The following is a 21,983-nucleotide window of genomic DNA, read 5'->3' on the forward strand; positions in this document are numbered from 1 at the left end:
ACCACTACCATGCTCAGAAGCCTGCGTTTCATTTTGCTCAAAGTTATTCCCTCCTTAAACATATATCAGATTGTCAACTTTCAACTAAAGAACCCTCAAACCATAACGGAAAGCTAAAGAATACATCCTATTTTATCGTCGAGTCATGATCACTCCCTATCAGTTAAGCTTTCTATACATAAATGTATTTCTTGTTGAAGGTCAGCACGCTGGCCCTCCCACCTGCTTCCAAGTATGCTTCACTAGCCAGAGCCTGAATACAGCCTAGTTCTCATTTCCGTTGTATTAAAGTAAGAATGACAGGCATTAAGAGAATACATCAGTCCATCTTAGAAATCGTCAATAGTCAATCGTAATGTTAAGGAAGACCTGAGGCTCTGCCTCAGATCCTTGGTATAAACCCAATCTGATGTGTGTATGGGAAGGGTTGTCAATGTATCTAGATAAACAGGCGAGCAAACTTCCAAACCTAAAGAGTATCGCGAAAAGAGGTTGCTTGCTTTTCTAACGGACGTAACTGCCGTGGCGTCCGTTAGCATTTGGACTCCCTGCTTTTCTGTTCTTTTGTGTCTGAATCTGCTCGGTAGTGCATAACAAAAACCGATGCTCCCCAACCTAGGGGACATCGGTTTTAAGATTTTCAGGCTATATGGATATGAAAAAGCTCCTCTAACTCCATCTCCAGCACTTCGCTTAATCGCTTAGCGGTTGATGGGCCCACTGATTTAATCGACCGTTCAAGTAAACTTATGTACGCGTGGCTCAGGCCAGAATGCCGTGCCAGCTCTCGTTGCGAATAGCCTTTCATGACCCTTGCTTTAATGAATGCATCTGTTTTGGCCTTAATTTGAATATGCATCGGCGTTAAATGTCAGTCCCCCATCCTCACTTCGTCCTATTTGAAGTATACCGCATTTATTCACTAATGCAACAATAAATGTTTACTTTAGTAATCGAATCTATGGTATACAACATTTATTATTAGGATCGAAACTCACCGTTGTAATTACTATAGTAAACTGATAGTATTATAACGTTTACTAATGTTTACTTTAGGGAATGAGGATGAGCAGGCATGTACTTTTACGATAAATTACGAGATATGCGCAAAATGAAAGGCTTCACAATCCGCGAACTAGCTGATCGCTCAGGTGTGTCCGCGGCATACATCTCTCAACTTGAGAATGGTAACCGCGGAATTCCTTCTCCCGATGTCTTGATGAAATTATCTGAGGGGCTCAACACGTCTTACTCGGAGCTGATGGATATTGCTGGTTATCTCGAGTCCTCTCAAGCGAACCAACAGTTTGAAAGCAATCCTGTTAATCTACGGCGTTTTCTTCGTGAAAATGAGCTCATGTTTGATGGTTTTATCCTTACACCTGAAGATAAGGAATGGGTAGAGCGCATGCTTACCGTCCTATTCTGGAAAGAGCGTCAATCTAGCAAAAGCACCGAGAGTGAACCCTCATCATAATGGCTCCTTTCACGCGATTACAGCGTTATTTGTTGCCCCGGTGCCATCACTAAGCCTTTGATGCCTTCTTCTTCCAGGCTTGCTACAAAAGCGTTCGGATCCTGTTCAATCACAGGGAACGTATTATAGTGCATAGGCACAACGGTGTCAGCTTTCAAATATCCCGCAGCGATCACGGCATCTTCCGGTCCCATCGTGTAGTTATCCCCGATCGGCAGAAAGGCCAGATCAATATCGTTCATTTTGCCAATCAGCTTCATATCTTTAAATAACCCCGTGTCCCCTGCATGATAAATGGTTTTTCCTTCTACTTTAAGCAAGAATCCACTCGCCATGCCTGTATAGATATTTTCTTTGGTGCCTGGCGGATTATAGGAAGAATCGTGTAAGGCTAGGGTCAGTTTTACTTTACCAAATGGAAACTCATAAGCCCCGCCGATTCCCATCCCGTGTGTTTTTGCCCCCTCAAAGCCCAAATATCTGGCCAAATCGTTAGGAGCAATAACAGTAGCATCGTTGCGCTCAGCAATAGATAACGTGTCTCCAACATGATCTCCATGTCCATGGGTAACAAGGATGTAGTCTGCCTTGATATCTTCCGCTTTGACCGTTGCTTGCGGATTACCAGTAAGAAAGGGGTCTATAATCAAGGTGTGTTGCTTCAATCTAATTTCGACACAGCTTTGTCCATGGAAAATAATGTTCACTTATTTCAGCTCCTCTGGGTTAATAGGTTCATTTTATCATAGGTACCTTTTCGAATCGAAATTCTTCCAGACGTTACAAATATCCCCTCCCGGAAAGTTCCGCAAGGGGACATATATACAGCTTAGTTAGCCAACACACTATTCATTTTTTTCTCTAACTGCACGAGCCCTTCCTCGGGATCCATGCCTCCCATTACGATACTTTGGAGCTCTTCGGACAATGTTGTAAACATCGTTGCATATTTATCCGTTTGTGGTGCAAATTTAACTTGATGCTGCGCTTCGATAAAAAGCTTCCGATAAGGCAATTGCTTATAGGCTTGGCTTTGAAGAACAGCTCGATTGGCGGGCACATGCCCGGCTTGACCCCATAGCATAGAACCTACTTTGGAGAAATAAGACATGAATGCCATGGCAGCACGTTGTTGATCCTTCGTTACATAACTAGGAATCACGAGAGTATGTGAACTCCCCCACTGCATCGAAGAGCCGAATAGAGTTGGAAGCGGCATGATCCCCGCAGGAAGGGAAGACTCACTTAAATGATAGCCTGCTTCCCATACACCTCCCATCCATAACGCAGCTTTGCCATTATGAAAGGTGTCCCACGGGGTCTTATCGTTCACATCGGAGAGCTTGCTTGCATAGATCTGTTGATAAAACTTCAACACACGAAGCGATTTGTCATTATGGATAGTTACTTTCGCCTTGCTAACATCCAATAATTCTCCGCCTGCTTGATAATACATATTAAGGAATGGCTCTTGGAAATATGGCGTATTTACTGCAAATGGTTCAACATTCGGTACTTTTGCTTGAATCTGCTGCAGCATTTGAATAAAAGCCTCCGGCGTTGAGATGGCCAGCTTAGGCGTTTCATCCTCATTCAATAAGCCCGCTTTTTTCAAAATATCCTTATTGTAATATAACATGTGAAAATGCGTGTCTAATGGCAGCGCGTACGGCTTACTCATGAAGCTTACACTTCGTACGTTGCTCTCCTCTAAGTCCTTGAATTCAAATCCAACCTCACTCGCCAATTCATCCAATGGCATAATTTGCTTCGCCTTTACGAATGGTGACATGCGGTCAACATGCGCAACAGCGACATCGGGACCTTTCCCCGAAGAAAGCGCCGTGCTCAGCTTCACATAATATTCATTAGATTCCAAGCGAAGCTGCTTCACGTAGACGGCCTTCTGTGAAGTATTGAAATCTTGAACAATACGCTCCACGAACTCCCCTTCACCACCGCCGAATGGATTCCAGAACGATATTTCCACTGGCGCTGTTGGGCCCGCCACGATTTTCTTGTTCTCAGCTACTTGTTTAGGATTATTGGACAGAAAAGAGCATCCCGTAAGCACGAATGTGAGCGTCCATATACACCCGATTCCGACGACCCGTGTGATCTTTTTTTTATCTAACAATTCGATCCCCCCTTTCCCCTTATGATACTAAGTAACAGCTCCTCGGTAAGCGTTTGCAATCAAGTTTTTTAAGAAAACTACGATGACTTGTCTTCTTTGGCTCGAATACGATATTCCGACGGGGATAGACCTGTTATTTTCTTAAATACTTTCGAGAAATATTTTGGGTCTGGAATGCCTACCAAATGCCCAATATCTGCTGTCTTGAGCTCACTTGTTAATAAGGTCATGGCTTTCTCGATGCGAATCCGCGTCAGATATTCCAGAAAGCTTTCACCCATTTCTTTTTTGAACAGATTAGCAAAATAGTTTTTACTTAAGTGCACCAAACTGCTGATCGATTGCAGCGAAATCTCTTGTTGGTAGTACTGCCCGATATACTGCGCTGCCTTAATAATACCGTTGCGATCACTATTATACACACCGATCATATGCCTAACGAGTTCCTCGAATGCTTGCAGAAACCAAGCTTTACTCATCTGAATCGTCTCTAATTTGGATAATTGCTCATAATACTGTTTCTTTAATTGGAGGATGCTTTGCTGATCACTTGCCACCTCTGACCATAGCGTCGTGAGTAGGATTAGCAGCTCCAGCGAAATAATTTCCACGAGATCATAGTCTTTACGTGCTGTAAGCTGTTCGAAAATATCTTCCAAATAAGCTTGCAGCTCTTTCGTTTGAAAAGCATAGACCATCGCATGAATATGCGTTGTACTCACTTTAATATTCTCCGCCAACTGACTTGGTAGAGGTACATAATCAACACCATACAGAATCGCTCGTTCAGGGCCAATGAACATTTTATATTTCGCTGCGGCTTTCGCTTGCTCGTAGGCTTGATGCAGCCCTGACCAAGTAGACGTACTCATACTAACACCTACTGTACACGACATGTCACAGTGGTCCTTGAGATAGAGAACGACGGACTGTGCCCATGTCTTCATCTCAGACAAACCAACAACCGTCATTTTCCTTGCAAAAAGAAGTACGTTTATTTCCCCTTGTCGATCTGGAAAAACTTCATAGACATCCTCTGAGAAAGTCGTCATCACTTCTGCATTCGCCTTACGTATCAAAGCTTGCCCCTCCTCAACACTCTGCGCCCACTCATTCTTCACGATATGAAGCACATATAAGGGTAGCATAACGTCGGAGAATCTTAAGCTTTCTGCGATTTGTTGGCTGCGATCAGGGTCCATTTCTTCAAGGAGTTCTAGCATCCGTTTTTCTTTGAAGAGGGGCTCAATGTCACTTACCGAATGCATCTGCTCACTTGCTGGTGATGCCGCTAGGATCGATTCCTTGACTCGCAGCAGCGTTTCCTCCAAGTCCCGAGGCATCATATCTGATTTAATCATATATTCAGAAACCCCATTGCGAATTGCTTCTTTCGCATATTGGAAATCTTCCAAATTGCTAAGGATAACTATTTTCATATGCGGATAACTTTTACGTACTTCCGTAATTAGTGTGATGCCATCCATAACGGGCATTTTAATATCTGTGATGAGAATATCCGGTGGGGTCTCGCGGATCAACGCCAACGCTTCTTGCCCATTCGCTGCTTCACCGCTCACCGTTAAACCAAGCTTATCCCATTCAATCATCGAGCGAATACCGAACCTTACGATATATTCATCTTCCACAATCACAACTCGAAACATGCTCTTCACCTACTTCATTTCTGGAAGTCTGATACGAATATGTGTACCCGCTCCGAGTTCACTTTGAATGTCTAAACCATAGAGCTTCCCACAAATGAGTTTAATTCGTTCATCTACATTCGCTAAACCAATCCCACTTACTTTATCAACGGAGGGAACTTCATGCCGATTCAGACTTTGTACCAGACTTGCGTCCATGCCTCGCCCATTATCCACGACCTCAAAGCGAATTCCACCTTCCGGATGGATGCCGCACCGTATATGAATTTCACCTGTTTCTCTATCCGTAAAAGCATGTAGAATCGCATTCTCTACAATGGGTTGTAGGATCAGCTTAGGCGTACGATACGTACGTACTTCTTCGTCTAGATGAACGAACGTCTCTATATTAAAGTTGAATCGGAACTTTTGAATCCCCAGATAGCACTGTACATGCTCGATCTCTTCTTCGATGGTTACTGTCTCTTCGCCTTTACCTAAGCTAATCCGCAATAATCGGGATAAAAGGCTGACCATTTCAGCCGCATGATTAGCTTTCTGGAGGAGCGCCGTCCATTTAATAATATCCAGTGTATTATACAGGAAATGCGGATTAATTTGCGCTTGTAAAGCCTTCAATTCCGCTACACGCTTATGATTCTGTTCCTCATAAACCGTTTCCAATAGACCATCGATCCGTGTAACCATATAGTTAAAATTTTCGCCCAAAATATCGAATTCATCATTGCGGCGCTTGGCTTTGAAACGGACGGTCAGGTCACCTGACATGACTTGTCGCATCAATCGAATCATTTTCAGAATGGGCTTGGAGATCGAATTGGCCAGTAAAAATGCGGTCAAGATGGAGAATAAGATACACATGAAAGCGATCACCAAAATAATTTGCAGCAGACGATTCGAATCTTTGTACAGAGAAGCCTCCGAAATGACATTAACGACGATCCAGTCGTTTGTGTGCAGCTTTTTATAATTCACAATCAATCTTTCGCCTTGATATCTCAGTGGAAATACGGATTCATCTGTCGTGGAACGAAACATTTCTGTATAACCATCTTCGCCTAGTACTTCTTTCACACTCTTACCCAATACGCGACTGTCTGGGTATGAGATGATGTGTCCTGAACCATCAATAACGAAACTTTCAATATCCATATTACTCTTCGTCGTTCGAGCACCAATTTCTTTCAGCACATCCTCGCGGATGTCTAGTACGGCAATAATCCCAACAGGACTATCGTCCGACATTTTGTATATTTGCTTGGCCAGTGAGAAAACGTGTACATTCTGAGTGTTTAGACTATCGACATACGTTCCTAATCGCGTAGAAAACCACCGAAAATTACTCCCATCCTTCAAGGTTTGCAGGAATGGTGATACCTTGTCTAAAGACCGATCGTTCCATCTATATATACCTTTGATAAAATGCTGCGGTGAAAGGAACGAAATCGACTGTATATCCTGATTAATTGCAATAATGGTCGATAGCTTCGTAGTTAGGGATAGACTATCTAGATCGTATTGTGCAGGATCTGCGCGATCCAAAGTCCGCAGCATCGTGACAATGTCATTATTATTGACGACCTGCATCATCATATCTTTATAAATGCCAAGTCTCGTGTCAATATTCTCCGCCGTCTGCTTCAAGAGTTGTTCCGAGTATTCCGTAACTTTATTGTTGATCGTTGACTTCGATATCGAATATGAAATAAACCCCAGAGCAAGCAGGGGTGTTAGCGAAAAAAGGAACAACAACAGCATCCACTTATAGCGAATGCTGCTCGTCCATGTATACATCCATGAAGGAATTCGTTTGTGGCGTTGTCGCGTCGCAACCTCTGATGCTTGGGTCATCGTTGTAGCAACCCTTTCTGGGAAGAGAATCTGATTGGTAGATATTAGCTTATTAACCTTTAATACCAGACATGGCCACTCCTTGCACAATTTGACGCTGCAGGACAGCAAACACCAGAATCGTTGGAATTGCCGCAATTGCACTTGCTGCCATGATCAGATTTAAGGACATCGTATTATTCGACAAAAATGTCGGTAGTCCTGCTGATAAGATCATGTTCTCTTGCGAGGTAATGGAAAGATACGGCCACAAGAAATTGTTCCACGATAAAATAAAGTAGAAAATCCCGACAGAGAACATAGCAGATCTAGTAAGCGGGAGACATATCCGATACCATAAACCGAAATTTCTACACCCGTCGATTTGTGCTGCTTCGATATAATCCTTCGGGACGCCGTCCATGAATTGCTTCAAGAGCAAGATGCCGATTGGATTCGTAAGCCCAGGCAGAATAATCGCCCACATGTTATCAATCAGCTTCAGATGAAGCGTTGTTTCGTAAAGTGGTATCAGAATCGCTTCCGTAGGAATTAACAAGCCTGAAACGATAACCAGATAGAACAAACCTCTGGACTTGAAAGGCAGTTTCGAAAAAGAGAAAGCTGCCAATGAACTAAAGATGAGTGAAATAACGGTAGTCAGCACACCGATCACAGCGCTGTTCCACGTCCATCTTAGGATCTGCGAATCTTTGATCACCTTCGTATAATTATGCAGATGTAAATCCGAGAGATTCACCCAATCACTTAGCGCGGAGACATTTACGCCATCCGGTTTCAGCGATACAATGAGCATCCAAATCAATGGAAACATAAATAAGAGAGCCAGGATCACGGCGATGATGTTAATTGCGATTCCTTTCATTGTTCAACCTCCGTCAATCTTTTCTGTCTGTTAATTTGAACTGTACAACGGCGAGGAGCAGCATGATGACACAGAATACGATGGACTGAGCCGAAGCAAGCCCGAACATATCCTTTTTAAACCCCGTGACATAAATGTAGCGAATCATGGTATTCGTGGAGTCCCCTGGACCTCCGCCGGTCATAATCTGTACTTGCCCAAATAGCTTTAAACACGAGATAATTTGATAAAAAACTTGTATTTGCATGACTCTCGACAAACCTGGGAGCGTAATATGAATGAATTGCTTCCAAGCGCCAGCGCCATCTATTTTCGCAGCTTCATAATGATCCGTAGGAATTTCTTGCAAACCAGCTAGGAATAGTACCATCACGAAACCAACTGACCACCAATCGGTTGTTAGGGTAATAGCCCACCAAGCAAAATGTTTATCTGTCAGCCAGTGAATGTCACCAGGTAAACCAATGAGTTTCAAGAACGCGTTAATCGGGCCATACTTCGAGTCGAAAAGTCGGAGCCATATGAAACTGATGACCGAGACGGACAGTACATAAGGCAGGAAAAACATGGAACGGATAAGCGTTCGAAAGCGGAGATTCTGATTAATCAGCAGAGCTAAGATCAGGCCTAGTACGATAATAGTCGGTGTACAGATGATGACAAAGTAAATCGAGTGCCACACATACAGATAAAAATTCGAATCACTGAAAATCTTTTTATAATTCGCTAAGCCAACATACTTCTGCATCCCCTGAATGCCCCAAACGTGCAAGCTCATCCAAGCGCCTCGCCCAACAGGCCACAGATAGAAGATGGCAAAAGGGATCAGAAACGGCAGCAGATACACCATTGCCTTCAATTCCAAAGCTATTCGTAACGGTTTACGTTCGCGGAGGACCCATGTCCGATCACGCTCACTTACTTTTGTCTCCATTGGCTCTTCTCCTTGTTTCTTTTCTGTATAAGAGCGGGTGAAGCCACCGTTAGCTTTCACGAGAGCTTCACCCGATTCAAGCGGACGATTAATTGGTCAAAATATCATTGATTTGCTTATCCATACTTTTCAAGCCATCTTCTGGAGATTGCTTACCGAATAGGATGTTCTGTAAGGACTCTGAAACCGTCGTGATAATCGTTGTGTACTTATCTGTTTTCGGTGCGAATTTCACTGTTTTCTGAGCTTCGATAAAGAAATTACGGTATGGCAGTTTTTTGTACTCATCGCTTGTTGTTACTGTGCTGTTAGCAGGTACGTGTCCGGCTTGACCCCACGTTTTGCCACCTACCTCTGAGAAGTACTTCATGAATTTCGCGGATGCTTCTTGCTTCTCTGTTGTTACATAAGAAGGTACGACGAGTAAATGGGAGCTTCCCCAGTGGGTTTGGCTACCGAAAATCGCAGGCAGCGGCATCGCACCAATATTCAAAGCTTTATCGTTAAGCAAGAGCCCCGCTTCCCACACACCGCCGAACCATAGGGCTGCTTTTCCGCTATGGAAGGAATCCCAAGGTGTTTTATCATTGAGATCACTGTACTTGTTTTTGTACAAATCCATATAAAACTTAAGGACATTCAAGGCTTTCTCGTTGTTGATTGCGGATTTCGTCATATCGCCATTTAAGATATCGCCGCCTGCTTCATAGTACAAATTCAGGAATGGCTCTTGGAAATAAGGGGTATTCACGGCTAATGCCTGCACGCCAGGTACTTTGGCTTGAATCTGCGCTAACGTTTTCTTAAAGCCCTCTGGCGTCAACTCTCCCAGTTTCGGCGTGCCATCATCGTTTAGCAGCTCGGCTTTCTTAAGCAGATCCTTGTTGTAATAGAACATATGGAAATGTGTATCTAACGGTACGGCGTAAGGCTTTCCATCATAGGATACGCTTTTGATATTGGAGTCTGAGACTTGTTTCAGATCAAAACCAACCTTGCTGGCAAGACCATCAAGAGGTAGAATTTGCTTCGCTTTCACGAAGGGCGAGATTCGATCCACGTGAGCTACAGCCACATCGGGCCCTTTCGATGAAGAAAGTGCCGTGCTTAGCTTTGCATAGTACTCATTGGATTCTAAGCGCAGCTGTTTCACGATGACTTCCTTCTGGGAGTCGTTATAGCCTTTGACAATTTGATCTACGAAATCACCTTCGCCACCGCCGAACATATTCCAGAAGGTGATCTCTACCGGATTCGCTGCTTTGGTTGTCTCTGCGGCTTTCGCAGTCTGTGCAGCTGTGGCAGTTGCAGTTTTGGTATCGCTTTCTTTTGTGCTCGAGCAGCCTGTCGCTACCATAGCAAGCGCAATACTTGCGGTAAGTAAACTAGTGAATTTCTTTTTCATTGGGATGAACAACCCTCTCTCATTCGGTTTATGTTAGTTGTCGAAAGCCCTTTCATTCAAGTGTAAGGGCTTTCCTTGGTTCTAACTTTACAGGGAATCGCTCCGCGTCTAAACCGATAAAACCGTCAACTTTAGGGAACAAACGTAAGAAATCCTCAGACTGTTTTGACTAAAAGGTGACGATGTTACGATTGGAGGGGTGAATCGTACGTTGGACAAGCGACGTTTAACTGGAAAACATACAGCTAATTCGAGTGAAAAAGACGATTATTTGAATATAGATGGAAAATGTACAGGTAATTTCCTTGGAATTATTGAAAAACACAGAATTCGAAGATAGCTGGAGGAAATCCAGTTATTCCGCAAATGAGCCCAAATGGGGCAAATTTAGATACAGGAAATCCAGTTATTTCGTCGGAGGGCTGCTTCTCTAGTAAACTAGTAGATTTTCATATATCATTCCGATAAGTTTAGCTATAATATAACAGACTACATAAAGACTACTTTGGCTAGTCAGATCATCTTTTGCTCAATAAAGAATAAAAAGTGCCTGGCCGGGACTGTAACCCCCCATTCGAATAAACGCGTTATCTCGGCACTTTAATTATCGCATGCAAAGAATATTCAATTAAGAAACTCAAGGAGGAATACTCATGTCGACCAAGCCCAAAATACTCGTTACCCACAAATTACCGGAAACCGTTCAAGATTATTTAAATCTTCATGGTGATTGTACGTTCTGGAATCAGGAAGGCAGTATGCCTCGGAGTGTCATTTTGGATAAAGTCTCAGATGCCGAGGGAATCTTGGGAGGAACAATTGACGAAGAACTGTTAAGCCGCGCACCACGGTTACGTGTAGCGAGTACCTCTTCAGTCGGGTACAATCATTTTGATCTTGATGCAATGAGATCCCATGGTGTAATTGGTACTCATACTCCATATGTACTTGATAGCACCGTAGCTGATCTCGTTCTCGCCTTAATGTTAAGTGCAGGGCGAAGAATCGCAGAACTGGACGCTTATGTGAAACAGGGGAAATGGCAAAAGGGAACGAGCGGTACCGAATTATTCGGTGTAGATGTTCATCATTCAACACTGGGAATCATCGGCATGGGGCGGATTGGCGAAGCGATTGCTCAGCGAGCTGTATTTGGCTTCGATATGAACCTGCTCTATCACAGTCGCCGTCCAAAAAAAGAAGTAGACGAGCGCTTCCATGCCCGCTTCTGCGAGCTGGATGAGTTACTACGTGAATCCGACTACATCGTTGTGATGACTCCTTTAACTCCAGAGACGAAACATATGATCGGCGAGGAGCAGTTTAACTTGATGAAGTCATCAGCCATCTTCATTAATGCCTCCCGAGGAGCAACTGTAGACGAGCAAGCGCTGATTAAGGCGCTTCAACAAGGAAAAATTCGCGGAGCCGGCCTAGATGTGTTCGATATCGAACCAACTCCTGCGGATAATCCGTTGTTATCCATGCCGAATGTGGTCACTTTACCTCATATCGGTTCGGCTACTGCAAGAACGCGTAATGACATGGCTGAACTTGCAGCCAAGAATCTTGTGGAAGCTCTGAACGGCGGTCAGGCCTATGTTGTACAAGAACTAAAGGATTTGGTTCCGAACTAACGCTTAGCATCCCTTTCCCTCCGAGACTATCAAAATAAACGGCTACGCCGTCCTTCTGGGACGGGAGCGTTTTTGGAGAAATATAACCAAATTGTGATGTGAAACATATTTTAAGAAGGACCTGAGGCTCTGCCTCAGGTCCTTGGTATAAACCCAATCTGATGTGTATAGGGAGGGTTGTCCATGTTTCTAGGTAAACAGTCGTGCAAATTCCCAAACATAGAGAGTATCGCGAAAAGTGGTTGGTTGATATTCTAACGGACGTGACAGCCTCTATTATCTGAAAATGAGGCAGTTTTGATTTTTAATGGACACCAGAGGCGTTATTGACTAATTTACATGCCAACATGTGTGGCAAGGGACTGAATAACGGCCTTGGCGTCCGTTAGCCTTTGGACTCCCTGCTTTTCTCATCAAATAACGGCTCTCCTGTCCGTAACGCAGTAAACATCAAAGCAAACCTTGCATTACTTTATATCTATTAAAAAAGAGCCCGAGGGCTCTTTTTTCTATAGATTATTTACAAGCAAGTTAGTTTATCGTTATATTGTCAAAACTCACACTATTCCCGAAGCCACCACGGACCCCGATCGTCCCACTTACAAATGTTGTATCGGTAAAGGTAATTTTGGGAGTGGCCATATCGCCTACGTACACCTTCGTATTCCCTTCATTGACTACAACCTTCATGTGATACCACGTGTTCGTGCTGATCGTTGTATTGACAAGACCAAGCTGCGTCCAGTTATTGTTAAAACGACCTAGCCACACTTGCCCCGCAGAATCAATGCCTGCGGCATACCCTTTCAAACTGTCCGTCCCCGTTGCTGGATTCGTCACATTAAAAATAAGACTGCCCTGCCCCGCATTGTTAAGCTTGATATCTCCTTCAAGGGTGTAATTTCGCTTGGATGGATAAGGGGTAAGTATGGATTTATCCTCATACACGCCCTTATCGGGGTTACCTAATGTACCTGGAGAACCTGTTTTCTCATCGATCGTGCTTAGATAACTCCAATTTGAACCGCCGTTCATACTTTTGTACACTTTTAACTGATAAGACTCTTGCCAACGCACCGATCGCATCGCTAGCAAAATATCGCCATTCGCTAGTTGCGCGAATTGACCATTATCGAGCTCACGTCCATCTTCCCAAAATGTCGCTGCTAAAGACCACGTACGGCAATTATCTGTGCTGAGGAATACCTGTAATCGCGTACCGCCCCAGGAAACTTTCGTATAGCCGTTATTATCATAAATGGCTGCAACCGCTAGCCAGTTACCATTGGCAAGCTTAATCATACGCGGATATTCCGAGCCAAACGTACCTGGACTAATGCCACGTGCATCTGTTCCCGCATCTGTAAACGTATTGATATTCGTTATCGTGACCGAGGATCCCCATATAATCGGCCCATTCGCAGCGAATGCTGGGCCTGACGGACTAAGGTGACAAATGTTACGATCCCACCCTATTCAGAAGCTGATGCTTACTCTCGTGGCGTACAAAATTACGATTGTGAAAATGCAACAAATAGCGCATTGATGTTCCACCTCGTCAACCGACGCAGAATATCAATGCGCTATTTGATTTCACTTTAGGCAAGCCTGCTAACTATCCCTCTCGCAATACCGCAGCCAACCGCTCAAACGTCAACTTCAGCTTGTCCTTCGGAATTTGAGCGAATGCATCGCCTATACTTATTTCGAAGGAACAAGTTCCCTCGCTTGATTCACGCAGATAGTGAATCAACCCTACACTTGTCTCAGCGTACAACTCGACAAGTATTGGCTCAAGCTTCTCTTTCGGCATCGCGATATGAACGTGGAACATATTCGTTACGGGTACCCGCGGCAAGGTAGTCACATGCTGACAGCTATTAAACAGCGCAGCAAGCCCCACCGCATCTTCATAGTATTGACCCATCTTCGGCTCACGCTGCTTGAAATAGTAGCTCGCGCTAAGGTAATACGGATACAGGCTGATCAAATCGCCGCCATGCCGCCTTTTCCACACCTTTGATTTCGCCGTAAACGCCTCATCACCAGCTAGAATCGCACCTGCAATGCCGCCGATTCCTTTGTAGAAGGAGATGTACACACTATCGAAAAGCACACACAATTCTGCAGTAGTCTTCTGATAATACGGCAGCACCTCGTACAATCTTGCCCCGTCCAGATGCAGTTTGATCCCTTTGGCACGACAATGTGCCGAAATCGCAACGAGCTCCTCGAAAGGCGGCAGCACACCACCAATTTCACGCTGTGGCAGCTCAATCAAGAGACATGCGATGTCATCTTTGAGTTCAAGAATCTCATCCAATAGAATCAAGCGATCCTTCTCGCCCAGCAAAATCGATTCAATCTGGTGAAGCTCCTTCAAGCCACCCTCTTCATGAATTTCCAAATGGCTTAACGGATGATACGCAACCTTGCGGATTCCCTTCTCATCACACCAAATACGTAGAGCAATCTGCTGCGCCATCGTCCCGCTGGGGAAGAACACAGCCTTCTCTTTGCCAAGATAAGCGGCCATTTCCGCCTGAAAGCTCTCTATACTTTCGCCAGTTCCATAAATATCACTCTCTAGTTTGCCATCCAGTCCATCTAAGGCCTCTTTTAAAATTTGAATATTTCTGCGGCCGTGGCCACCTACTGGATACGAGGTTTGGCGAAAGGCTGCTGCTAATGGAGATATTGTACTCATGTAGATCGTGCTCCTTTGTTTTTGCCATCTGCTTAGAGATCTTTGATGTCGTTTGGATTATAATGATATTAATAAAGATATCCCTTCTGAAAAGGAGCATCCCCATGAATGAAATCCTGATTGGTTCTAAGGAACAGTTTACTGCAAACCCGTCCGAAGTGAAAGTGAATGGCAAGCGATTTTTCCTTACGGAAGCGGATGGTGTCTACACGCTGCTTTCCAGTCGATGCCCTCACGCAGGATATGTGGTCGAACTTGAAAATGGCGAATTAGAGTGTCCACTGCATGGCTGGACCTTTGAAGTGCACACTGGCCGTTGCCACAATGTCCCTAATGCAAGGCTTCAACCCTTTGACGTCATCGAAAAAGAAGGTCTTCTATTCGCACTGATGGACCTTTCTTAACTGTATATTTTACCAATGGACAAGCTATACTATGGGCTGTTGTTATCCATTTCTCATAAACAGCTTAGGAGGCGGCATGTCCACAAAAGCAAATTCAACGAAGAACAGCACGATGGCGTGGTGGCAGCTATCACTGCTAGGCGTCGCTTGCACGCTCGGAACTGGCTACTTTCTAGGCGTCGGTATCGGCCTAACGATGGGCGGCGCCTCCATGCTATTCTTGTTCCTTTTAGCTGCAGCAGGCACCTATTTTGTTCTTGACGCTTTGCTACAAATGACGGGAGAGCATCCTCAACAAGGCTCATTCCGCTCCTATGCCAAATTAGCTTATGGACACTGGGCTGGATTTAGCAGCGGCTGGATTTACTGGGGCTCCCAGCTGATGATTATGGGGAGTCAATTAGCGGCTCTTTCCCTGTTTACGCAGTTCTGGTTTCCCACGGTACCGATGTGGTTGTTTGCCTTCTTCTATGCCAGTCTCGGCGTAGGTGTCATCTTGCTCGGTGCCCAAGCTTTCGAGCGTTCGGAGCATATTTTCGCACTCATCAAAGTTTCAGCGCTGCTGATATTTCTCCTCCTTGCCGGTGCCGCGGTACTTGGGTGGATCAGAGGAGGTCTCCATCCGCTTTCATTCCCTATTTCAAAAGACACCTTTCTGCCTTCAGGGCTCAAGGGCTCTTGGTCATCCTTCATCTATGCGTTCTATGCCTTCGGCGGCACGGAAATGATGGGGCTTTTCGCCATGCGTCTAAAGAAATCGAGCGAAGCTCATCAAGCAGGCTCCATCATGATCCTCCTTTTAGCTATCCTCTACATCGTCTCGCTCTTCTTAGTCTTAACCCTCTTACCCTTGCACGCGCTTCATGACCAAAAAAGCCCCTTCCAAGTCAGCTTGGAAAGCTACCCATTGCCATATGTTCCGCATGTATTCAATGCGATCCTCATTATTGCTGCTTTCTCAACGATGGTGGCTTCCTTATTCGCCGTTACCTCCATACTCGTTGCCCTTGCGAAGGATCATGATGCGCCTTTCATGTTCACTCGTACGACAAGTGGAAGGAGACAGATTCCATACCCTGCTCTTGCCTTAACTTCCGGTGGAATGGCTGCCGCTGTTATTCTTTCCTTACTTTTACCCGATGAACTTTACACGGTTATGTCGACGGCAGCAGGTCTCACCTTGCTATTCATCTGGTTATTGATCTTGCTGTCTTCCGGACGACTATTAATTCATACGTCTGCTAAAATGTTCAAACGCTGGGTGGGCATGCTTCTTATTCTTATCGCCATTACTGGAGCTGCTTTTCACCCTACCACGCGTCCTGGCTTCTTCGTTAGTTTGTTATTCATCGTGCTGATTGGACTCATCACCTTCGTCGTTCACTTCAGCTGGACTCACAAGATAAAAAAAAGGACTTGACATTAACGCTACGTAAACCTTTACAGTTAAGTTGTCAGGAGGTGAGCAGATGGAATACACGGTACAGCACTTGGGGAAGTTGGCTGGAATCAGCCCCCGTACACTTCGCTATTATGATGAGATTGAACTTCTTATGCCGGCAAGAATCAACTCATCAGGATATCGCATATATGGGCAAAATGAGGTGGACCGACTGCAGCAGATTTTATTTTATCGGGAGCTGGGCATTCCTCTGGAACAAATTAAAGACATCATGTCGTCCCCTACTTATGACGGAACCCGTGCACTGATGGACCATCGAGAGCAGCTTCTCGACAAGCGGAGACAATTGGATATTCTCATTGCCAACGTCGAACAAACCATTGCTTCCAAAGAAGGGAGACTTACCATGTCGAACAAAGAGAAATTTGAAGGCTTCAAACAAAAGCTAATTGATGATAACGAGAAGAAATATGGAAAAGAGATTCGTGAGAAATACGGCGAAGACAAAGTGAATAAGAGCAATCAAAAACTACAAAATATGACGCAAGAGCAGCACGACGCGGTGACTCGATTGGCGGAGGAAGTAGCCGAAACCTTGGCTGAGGCTTTCAAGCTAGGTGACCCTGGAAGTGAGCTTGCACAAAAAGCGGCTGATTTGCACAAACAATGGCTCATGTCCTATTGGAGTGAGTACAGTAAAGAAGCGCATGCTGGGCTTGCCCAAATGTATGTGGATGATGAACGATTCAAAGCCTATTATGATGTAAAACAACCAGGTACAGCAGAGTTTCTAAGAGATGCAATCCACATCTATACAGGGGTACACTAGCACGTTTTCTATGATTTCATACAAACATCCAATTCTTTTACAAGAAACTGAATATAGTATAATTACCAGCCGCCAGCCACAACCTTCATGTCATCCTTTTCAAAATACGAAAGAAGCCTAGAACTCTCTCATCAAGAGTTTTAGGCTTCTTCATTTACAATTATGCCGAATTGGCCAATAGCTCGCTGCTTGGTTTAACCAGTGATTTACTTTGCCATACACGGCTTCGCCAACGTAGATACATCAGCAAGCCTCTCACCCACTCATCAACTGTAAAAGCAATCCAGACACCCAGTAAGCCCATCTCTAGATGAATTCCGAGATAGTAAGCTAATGGAACAGCAATCCCCCACATGGAGACAACCCCCATCATTACCGGGAATCTAGCATCTCCAGCAGCACGTAAGGAATTAATGACAACCAAGTTAAACGTTCTACCGGGTTCTAGAATGATAGAAAGAAGTAGAATTGTCGATCCCATAGCAATGATATCGGGATTATCGGTAAATAGTCCGAGCAGTTCTTTACGGAAAATCGACGTAATGCCCACGATGACGAATGTCAGAACAAACGTAATCTTCAAGCTTCGGATCAATTTATGATAAGCCGCTTGGAAAGCCCCTGCACCAACCATGTGCCCAATAATAATTTCCGTCCCCATGCCAATCGCCATACCCAGGGCCATGAAATAATTAGTCACATTCATCACGTACACATGTGCACTAAGCGCGGTGGCTCCGATCATATTAATAAAGCTAAAAATCATCAAATATTGGGACTGCCATGAAACATGCTCCCCAGCGGAAGGTAAACCAATACTAAGAATTTGCTTCACAATCTTAGACTTAAAGCTCACATAATGTTTGAGAAGAATAGGAACCTGTAAACGACGGTACATGATGATTACAAGAACAATGAGTCCAAGAAGTCGACTTACAACCGTGGAAACAGCCGCACCGGTAACTCCCCATTCAGGGAATCCCAGATTCCCGAAAATCAGGAGACTGTTACCCACGATGTGAATCACATTAACCCCCAACGTAACAAACATTACGTCTCGGGTCTGACCATTGGAGCGTAATACCGAAGATATCGCATACGACAATGCTTCAATCCAAATAAATGCGGAGATGATCGTTAAGTATTTCTTGGCAATCGCTATTTGCTGTGGATCAAGATGCATCACATGCATTAACGGCTCACCAAAAACAACTAACGCGATACTCACCAGAATGCCGAAAATCAAATTAATCGTAATGGCTGTTGCAGAAATCCGACTCGCTTCCTTCACCTTACCTGCTCCCAGATGCTGAGCAACAGCCACACTCGTCCCGATACCCACAAAACCAAACATCAGAATACAGAACACGATGATTTCATTCGCTAAACCCACGGCTCCCGTTACTTCATCCGAAATTCGGCTTAACATGAAGACATCCGCAGTACCTAACATCATACGTAAAACAGAGTCAATAAAAATCGGCCAAGTGACTGCGAATAGACGGAGTTTTTGCCACGATGCTGTTGAATCTATGTCTTTCATTCGTCTTCACCTCTAGTTATTGCAAATGCATTTAGCATAGAATACGAAAGCGATTGCAGTCAAATGAAAATAATTAACACTCAGATTTGCACCATCATCGCTTCTTCTGGCTTAGCAAAAAAACCTTAGAAATCAGTAACGATTTCCAAGGTTTTCACTGCCATTTATTTTACTTCTACCCAAGCCCCTTGCTTGTCTGCCGAAGCCATCTCAGCGACAGCAATTTCAATCGTTTCCCGTGTACTAGCCGGCGTTGCGGTTGTGACCGATTCCCCTGCGAGAAGCGTCTCAATGAAATATTTCAGTTCCAAGTAATAGCCCATCTCTGGAGAAAGCTCTGGGTTAAACCCAGGCGCATCATTCGGGTTTACTTTCAGGCCGCTCGCATTGAAGATAATGTTCGCTTTCTCGAAATTCACGCGGTACTGCATATCAAAGCCATAATCACCTTCGAGCGTCCAGTCAGCTTGCGCATTGATGACCTTGCCATCCCCGTACAAATAATTCGTAGACACGACATCATAGCCGCTGCCTGGAACTATATTTCGTGCCAAACACGAAACGGATTCAGGTTTTCCAAACAACCAATTAACCATATCAATATCATGAACGTGCATATCGAGTAAAGCTCCGCCGCTCTTCTCTTTATCGATTAGCCATGGTCCCCAAGTCGGAGTTGCGCCGCCACGGTAGAAATATCCGCTTGTTACTTTACCGTAAGTCCCCTTCTCTACAGCTTCTTTCAAGTGCACATAGGCTGGCCAAAAGCGCAAACACTGTCCAATCATCAACTGCTTACCATTCGCTTCAGCAGCTGCGATCATGTCTTCACACTCTTGCGGATTCGAAGCCATTGGCTTTTCACACAGCACGTGCAGACCTTTATTTAGACATTCAATCGTGATATCACGGTGCAGGTATGTCGGGAGAGCTAGATCCACGTAATCCAACTGTTCTTTCTCAATCATCTCGGACACACTGGTATACTTCGCATAGAGGTTGAAATCGATCGCCGAATCACCTGTATCAATATTTCCAGCAACAGCGTTGCCTTCTAATTTAACCGGGTCAATATCACATAACGCAACAACTTTAATTGCAACACCTTCTGCTTCCAGGCGTACATAATTCTCCAAATGTGTTCTTCCCATGAAGCCTAGTCCAACTAGTCCGATTCTTAGCATAATTATTTCCTCCCCAGAATAGCATCCATAGCGCCTGATGTATTGTAAACAATTTGCTCACCGTGATGCGTATAGCCAGGGATCATTTCAGCGATTACATAATCTTCATACCCGATGGTTTGAAGAGCCTTCATTACTTCCGGATAATTCACATCGCCTGCAAGCAGGTCAACGAAACCATGCAAACCGCCAGCTGCGCGGCGATAATCTTTGAAATGTACTTTTTTAATACGATGGCTCAAAATAGAAATCCAGTGCTCCGGATACCCAGAGAATATAACATTCCCTACATCGAAATATGCACCTACATAAGGTGAATTTACCTTATCAATGAAATCCCGCATTTCCAGCGGTGATAATAAAAATTTGTTCCACACATTTTCAATCCCAATCGAAACCTTCAAGGACTCAGCAACCGTCGAAAGCTCCTTTATGGCTTCAAGGGAGTAGTCATAGGCTTGGTCATACGGAACCACTTCAGAATCAGGAATGAAATCAACACCTACCGCACCAGGTACGACCAAAATCGTATCAACACCAAGTGCCGCGGCGTGCTCTAGCTGCTTCTTCACAATGTCTTTCGCCTTCTGACGCGTCTGCGGTGCACTGCTTGTCAAGGAATAGGACCAGAATAAGCCTGTTGCTAGGCTGCTTACCTCAATCCCTGTTTCGTCAGCATGCTGGCGATACGCACGAACTTCACTTTCCGTGCTTTCCAGACTAAGTTCACCCGTTTCGTTCAAAGCTAACTCAATGCCGTCGAATCCGGCTTTTTTCGCAGTCGTAATGCAATCTTTCACGCTCATAGAGCCTGGAAATGACCAAATATTAATCCCTTTTTTCATTGTTAATCCCCTCCGCTTCTTTCCTTTATTATAAAAGAGTGATGTCCCATTGGATTTATCTATTAAGCCGAATTATTTGCACTTTAGCTAAATTGAATGTGGTAAAATGGCTGTAATCGGGAAGAAAATCCCCTAGAGAGGACGGACACCATGGATTTCCCAAGAATCTATTTACAGGAATCACTTTCGATCGAAGCTCTCATTTCCTTTCACTATTTTGAATATGCCAAAGGTTTTGTATTCGACGGTGAACAGCATGACTTCTGGGAAATTCTCTACGTGGACAAGGGGGAAGTCGAGGTTCGTGCCGACGATGTCATCCATACCCTCCAGCAGGGGAATATGATTTTCCACAAGCCTGAGGAATTCCATACCGTTCATGTCAGACATGCGCATAAGCCGCCGAATCTCATCGTCATCGCCTTCGCCTGCCATTCTGAGGCTATGTCTCAGCTAGCTAATAAAGTCGTATCGTTGGGCGATCGCGAACGTAATATGCTTTCAATCATCACGCAAGAGGGATTTCATGCGTTCCTCCCTCCCTTCGATTCTCCTTCCGTTCATTTGTTAGAAAGAAACGAAGGAGCGTCATTTGCTAGTGAGCAGCTTATCAAAGCTTATTTGGAAATCCTCCTTATCACGCTCATCCGTAAGCAAGCAGCTCGTGGAAACGTTCAGGAAGCTCAGAAATTGAAACAATCCTCCTTGCAAAAGGAAAAAGCGGAGGTTGGGCTAGTCGGTCAGATTATGGCCTATTTGAGTGATCATCTTGCAGATTCATTTACCCTTGATGACCTCTGCCAAACCTTTCACCTGGGCAAAAGTCGTATGAAGGAGCTCTTTCAATCCCAGAAGGGTATGGGCATTATGGAAGCCTTCAAATTACTCAAAATCGAGCAAGCCAAAACCTATATGCGCGAAGGACCTTATAACATAACAGAAATTGCAAGCTTGCTTGGTTACACAAGCATTCATTATTTTTCTAGAGATTTTAAGAAAACCGTCGGTATGTCACCATCGGATTATGCGAAATCTGTGAAAGCTAGGGTACAGAATTAAAGCCTTACTTGCAAAAAAAGGGCAATCTCTCCTGTAG

At 44.5% G+C, this 21,983-nt stretch carries 19 protein-coding genes; 6 read left to right on the forward strand and 13 right to left on the reverse strand.

Annotation, left to right across the window (positions count from 1 at the left end):
- Positions 1–640: 640 nt before the first annotated feature.
- Positions 641–859 carry a helix-turn-helix domain-containing protein gene (locus ASL11_RS15945; protein WP_327205105.1) on the reverse strand — a complete coding sequence of 73 codons (219 nt, stop codon included), beginning with the start codon at positions 857–859 and terminating at the stop codon, positions 641–643.
- Between the two features lie 216 nt (positions 860–1,075).
- Here ASL11_RS15945 and ASL11_RS15950 point away from each other — a divergent pair, with 216 nt between their 5' ends.
- The gene (locus ASL11_RS15950) at positions 1,076–1,477 is read left to right on the forward strand and encodes a helix-turn-helix transcriptional regulator (RefSeq protein WP_056616109.1); all 402 of its coding nucleotides are present in this window, start codon (positions 1,076–1,078) and stop codon (positions 1,475–1,477) included.
- Positions 1,478–1,494: 17 nt separating this feature from the next.
- Here ASL11_RS15950 and ASL11_RS15955 read toward each other — a convergent pair whose 3' ends face one another.
- The 7 genes from ASL11_RS15955 to ASL11_RS15985 all read right to left on the reverse strand — a co-directional run bounded on the left by ASL11_RS15955 (position 1,495) and on the right by ASL11_RS15985 (position 10,336).
- The gene (locus ASL11_RS15955) at positions 1,495–2,184 is read right to left on the reverse strand and encodes a metal-dependent hydrolase (protein ID WP_056616113.1); all 690 of its coding nucleotides are present in this window, start codon (positions 2,182–2,184) and stop codon (positions 1,495–1,497) included.
- A 122-nt stretch (positions 2,185–2,306) separates the two neighbouring features.
- Positions 2,307–3,614 carry an ABC transporter substrate-binding protein gene (locus tag ASL11_RS15960; protein WP_056616116.1) on the reverse strand — a complete coding sequence of 436 codons (1,308 nt, stop codon included), beginning with the start codon at positions 3,612–3,614 and terminating at the stop codon, positions 2,307–2,309.
- A 77-nt stretch (positions 3,615–3,691) separates the two neighbouring features.
- The gene (locus ASL11_RS15965; RefSeq protein ID WP_056616119.1) at positions 3,692–5,281 is read right to left on the reverse strand and encodes a response regulator; all 1,590 of its coding nucleotides are present in this window, start codon (positions 5,279–5,281) and stop codon (positions 3,692–3,694) included.
- Between the two features lie 9 nt (positions 5,282–5,290).
- Positions 5,291–7,132 carry a sensor histidine kinase gene (locus tag ASL11_RS15970; RefSeq protein ID WP_056616122.1) on the reverse strand — a complete coding sequence of 614 codons (1,842 nt, stop codon included), beginning with the start codon at positions 7,130–7,132 and terminating at the stop codon, positions 5,291–5,293.
- Positions 7,133–7,184: 52 nt separating this feature from the next.
- On the reverse strand, positions 7,185–7,997 hold the full coding sequence (locus tag ASL11_RS15975; protein WP_056616125.1) for a carbohydrate ABC transporter permease: 813 nt from the start codon (positions 7,995–7,997) through the stop codon (positions 7,185–7,187).
- Between the two features lie 13 nt (positions 7,998–8,010).
- Complete coding sequence (locus ASL11_RS15980) at positions 8,011–8,931, reverse strand: carbohydrate ABC transporter permease (protein ID WP_056616128.1); 921 nt, start codon at positions 8,929–8,931, stop codon at positions 8,011–8,013.
- Between the two features lie 88 nt (positions 8,932–9,019).
- Positions 9,020–10,336, reverse strand: a complete 1,317-nt coding sequence (locus ASL11_RS15985; RefSeq protein WP_056616131.1) for an ABC transporter substrate-binding protein — start codon at positions 10,334–10,336, stop codon at positions 9,020–9,022.
- A gap of 653 nt (positions 10,337–10,989) precedes the next feature.
- Between ASL11_RS15985 and ASL11_RS15990 the strand changes: the two genes are divergently transcribed.
- A complete protein-coding gene (locus tag ASL11_RS15990) occupies positions 10,990–11,973 on the forward strand; it encodes a 2-hydroxyacid dehydrogenase (RefSeq protein WP_056616134.1) in 984 nt (327 codons plus the stop codon).
- A 531-nt stretch (positions 11,974–12,504) separates the two neighbouring features.
- On the opposite strand, the gene ASL11_RS15995 is transcribed toward ASL11_RS15990, so the two are convergent.
- Together ASL11_RS15995 and ASL11_RS16000 are read right to left on the reverse strand one after the other, a co-directional pair.
- Positions 12,505–13,275 (reverse strand): family 16 glycoside hydrolase, encoded by a 771-nt coding sequence (locus ASL11_RS15995; protein WP_056616137.1) that lies wholly within the window; start codon positions 13,273–13,275, stop codon positions 12,505–12,507.
- A 313-nt stretch (positions 13,276–13,588) separates the two neighbouring features.
- Complete coding sequence (locus ASL11_RS16000) at positions 13,589–14,680, reverse strand: threonine aldolase family protein (protein WP_056616140.1); 1,092 nt, start codon at positions 14,678–14,680, stop codon at positions 13,589–13,591.
- A 104-nt stretch (positions 14,681–14,784) separates the two neighbouring features.
- Between ASL11_RS16000 and ASL11_RS16005 the strand changes: the two genes are divergently transcribed.
- From ASL11_RS16005 to ASL11_RS16015, 3 genes are all read left to right on the forward strand, one after another.
- Positions 14,785–15,084: a Rieske (2Fe-2S) protein gene (locus tag ASL11_RS16005; protein WP_056616142.1), complete on the forward strand. Its 300-nt coding sequence runs from the start codon at positions 14,785–14,787 to the stop codon at positions 15,082–15,084.
- A gap of 76 nt (positions 15,085–15,160) precedes the next feature.
- Positions 15,161–16,504, forward strand: a complete 1,344-nt coding sequence (locus tag ASL11_RS16010; protein WP_056616144.1) for an amino acid permease — start codon at positions 15,161–15,163, stop codon at positions 16,502–16,504.
- A 49-nt stretch (positions 16,505–16,553) separates the two neighbouring features.
- Positions 16,554–17,315, forward strand: a complete 762-nt coding sequence (locus ASL11_RS16015; RefSeq protein WP_056616147.1) for a MerR family transcriptional regulator — start codon at positions 16,554–16,556, stop codon at positions 17,313–17,315.
- 160 nt (positions 17,316–17,475) lie between these two features.
- On the opposite strand, the gene ASL11_RS16020 is transcribed toward ASL11_RS16015, so the two are convergent.
- The 3 genes from ASL11_RS16020 to ASL11_RS16030 all read right to left on the reverse strand — a co-directional run bounded on the left by ASL11_RS16020 (position 17,476) and on the right by ASL11_RS16030 (position 20,887).
- Positions 17,476–18,858, reverse strand: coding sequence for an MATE family efflux transporter (locus tag ASL11_RS16020; protein ID WP_056616149.1), 1,383 nt, complete (start codon positions 18,856–18,858; stop codon positions 17,476–17,478).
- Positions 18,859–19,022: 164 nt separating this feature from the next.
- Positions 19,023–20,042 (reverse strand): Gfo/Idh/MocA family protein, encoded by a 1,020-nt coding sequence (locus tag ASL11_RS16025; protein ID WP_056616152.1) that lies wholly within the window; start codon positions 20,040–20,042, stop codon positions 19,023–19,025.
- 2 nt (positions 20,043–20,044) lie between these two features.
- Complete coding sequence (locus ASL11_RS16030) at positions 20,045–20,887, reverse strand: sugar phosphate isomerase/epimerase family protein (protein WP_056616155.1); 843 nt, start codon at positions 20,885–20,887, stop codon at positions 20,045–20,047.
- 150 nt (positions 20,888–21,037) lie between these two features.
- Between ASL11_RS16030 and ASL11_RS16035 the strand changes: the two genes are divergently transcribed.
- Positions 21,038–21,946, forward strand: coding sequence for an AraC family transcriptional regulator (locus ASL11_RS16035; RefSeq protein WP_056616158.1), 909 nt, complete (start codon positions 21,038–21,040; stop codon positions 21,944–21,946).
- Positions 21,947–21,983 lie beyond the last annotated feature (37 nt).

Origin of the sequence: Paenibacillus sp. Soil750, assembly GCF_001428045.1 — a bacterium.
GTDB classification, from domain to species: domain Bacteria; phylum Bacillota; class Bacilli; order Paenibacillales; family NBRC-103111; genus Paenibacillus_E; species Paenibacillus_E allorhizoplanae.

Coding starts and splice junctions, on each gene's coding strand:
- ASL11_RS15950 (WP_056616109.1), top strand. CDS start 1,076: ATGTACTTTTACGATAAATTACGAGATATGCGCAAAATGAAAGGCTTC.
- ASL11_RS15945 (WP_327205105.1), bottom strand. CDS start 859: ATGCATATTCAAATTAAGGCCAAAACAGATGCATTCATTAAAGCAAGG.
- ASL11_RS16015 (WP_056616147.1), top strand. CDS start 16,554: ATGGAATACACGGTACAGCACTTGGGGAAGTTGGCTGGAATCAGCCCC.
- ASL11_RS16010 (WP_056616144.1), top strand. CDS start 15,161: ATGTCCACAAAAGCAAATTCAACGAAGAACAGCACGATGGCGTGGTGG.
- ASL11_RS16025 (WP_056616152.1), bottom strand. CDS start 20,042: ATGCTAAGAATCGGACTAGTTGGACTAGGCTTCATGGGAAGAACACAT.
- ASL11_RS16030 (WP_056616155.1), bottom strand. CDS start 20,887: ATGAAAAAAGGGATTAATATTTGGTCATTTCCAGGCTCTATGAGCGTG.
- ASL11_RS16000 (WP_056616140.1), bottom strand. CDS start 14,680: ATGAGTACAATATCTCCATTAGCAGCAGCCTTTCGCCAAACCTCGTAT.
- ASL11_RS15990 (WP_056616134.1), top strand. CDS start 10,990: ATGTCGACCAAGCCCAAAATACTCGTTACCCACAAATTACCGGAAACC.
- ASL11_RS16005 (WP_056616142.1), top strand. CDS start 14,785: ATGAATGAAATCCTGATTGGTTCTAAGGAACAGTTTACTGCAAACCCG.
- ASL11_RS15995 (WP_056616137.1), bottom strand. CDS start 13,275: ATGATTAAGCTTGCCAATGGTAACTGGCTAGCGGTTGCAGCCATTTAT.
- ASL11_RS15965 (WP_056616119.1), bottom strand. CDS start 5,281: ATGTTTCGAGTTGTGATTGTGGAAGATGAATATATCGTAAGGTTCGGT.
- ASL11_RS16020 (WP_056616149.1), bottom strand. CDS start 18,858: ATGAAAGACATAGATTCAACAGCATCGTGGCAAAAACTCCGTCTATTC.
- ASL11_RS15985 (WP_056616131.1), bottom strand. CDS start 10,336: ATGAAAAAGAAATTCACTAGTTTACTTACCGCAAGTATTGCGCTTGCT.
- ASL11_RS16035 (WP_056616158.1), top strand. CDS start 21,038: ATGGATTTCCCAAGAATCTATTTACAGGAATCACTTTCGATCGAAGCT.
- ASL11_RS15975 (WP_056616125.1), bottom strand. CDS start 7,997: ATGAAAGGAATCGCAATTAACATCATCGCCGTGATCCTGGCTCTCTTA.
- ASL11_RS15970 (WP_056616122.1), bottom strand. CDS start 7,132: ATGACCCAAGCATCAGAGGTTGCGACGCGACAACGCCACAAACGAATT.
- ASL11_RS15980 (WP_056616128.1), bottom strand. CDS start 8,931: ATGGAGACAAAAGTAAGTGAGCGTGATCGGACATGGGTCCTCCGCGAA.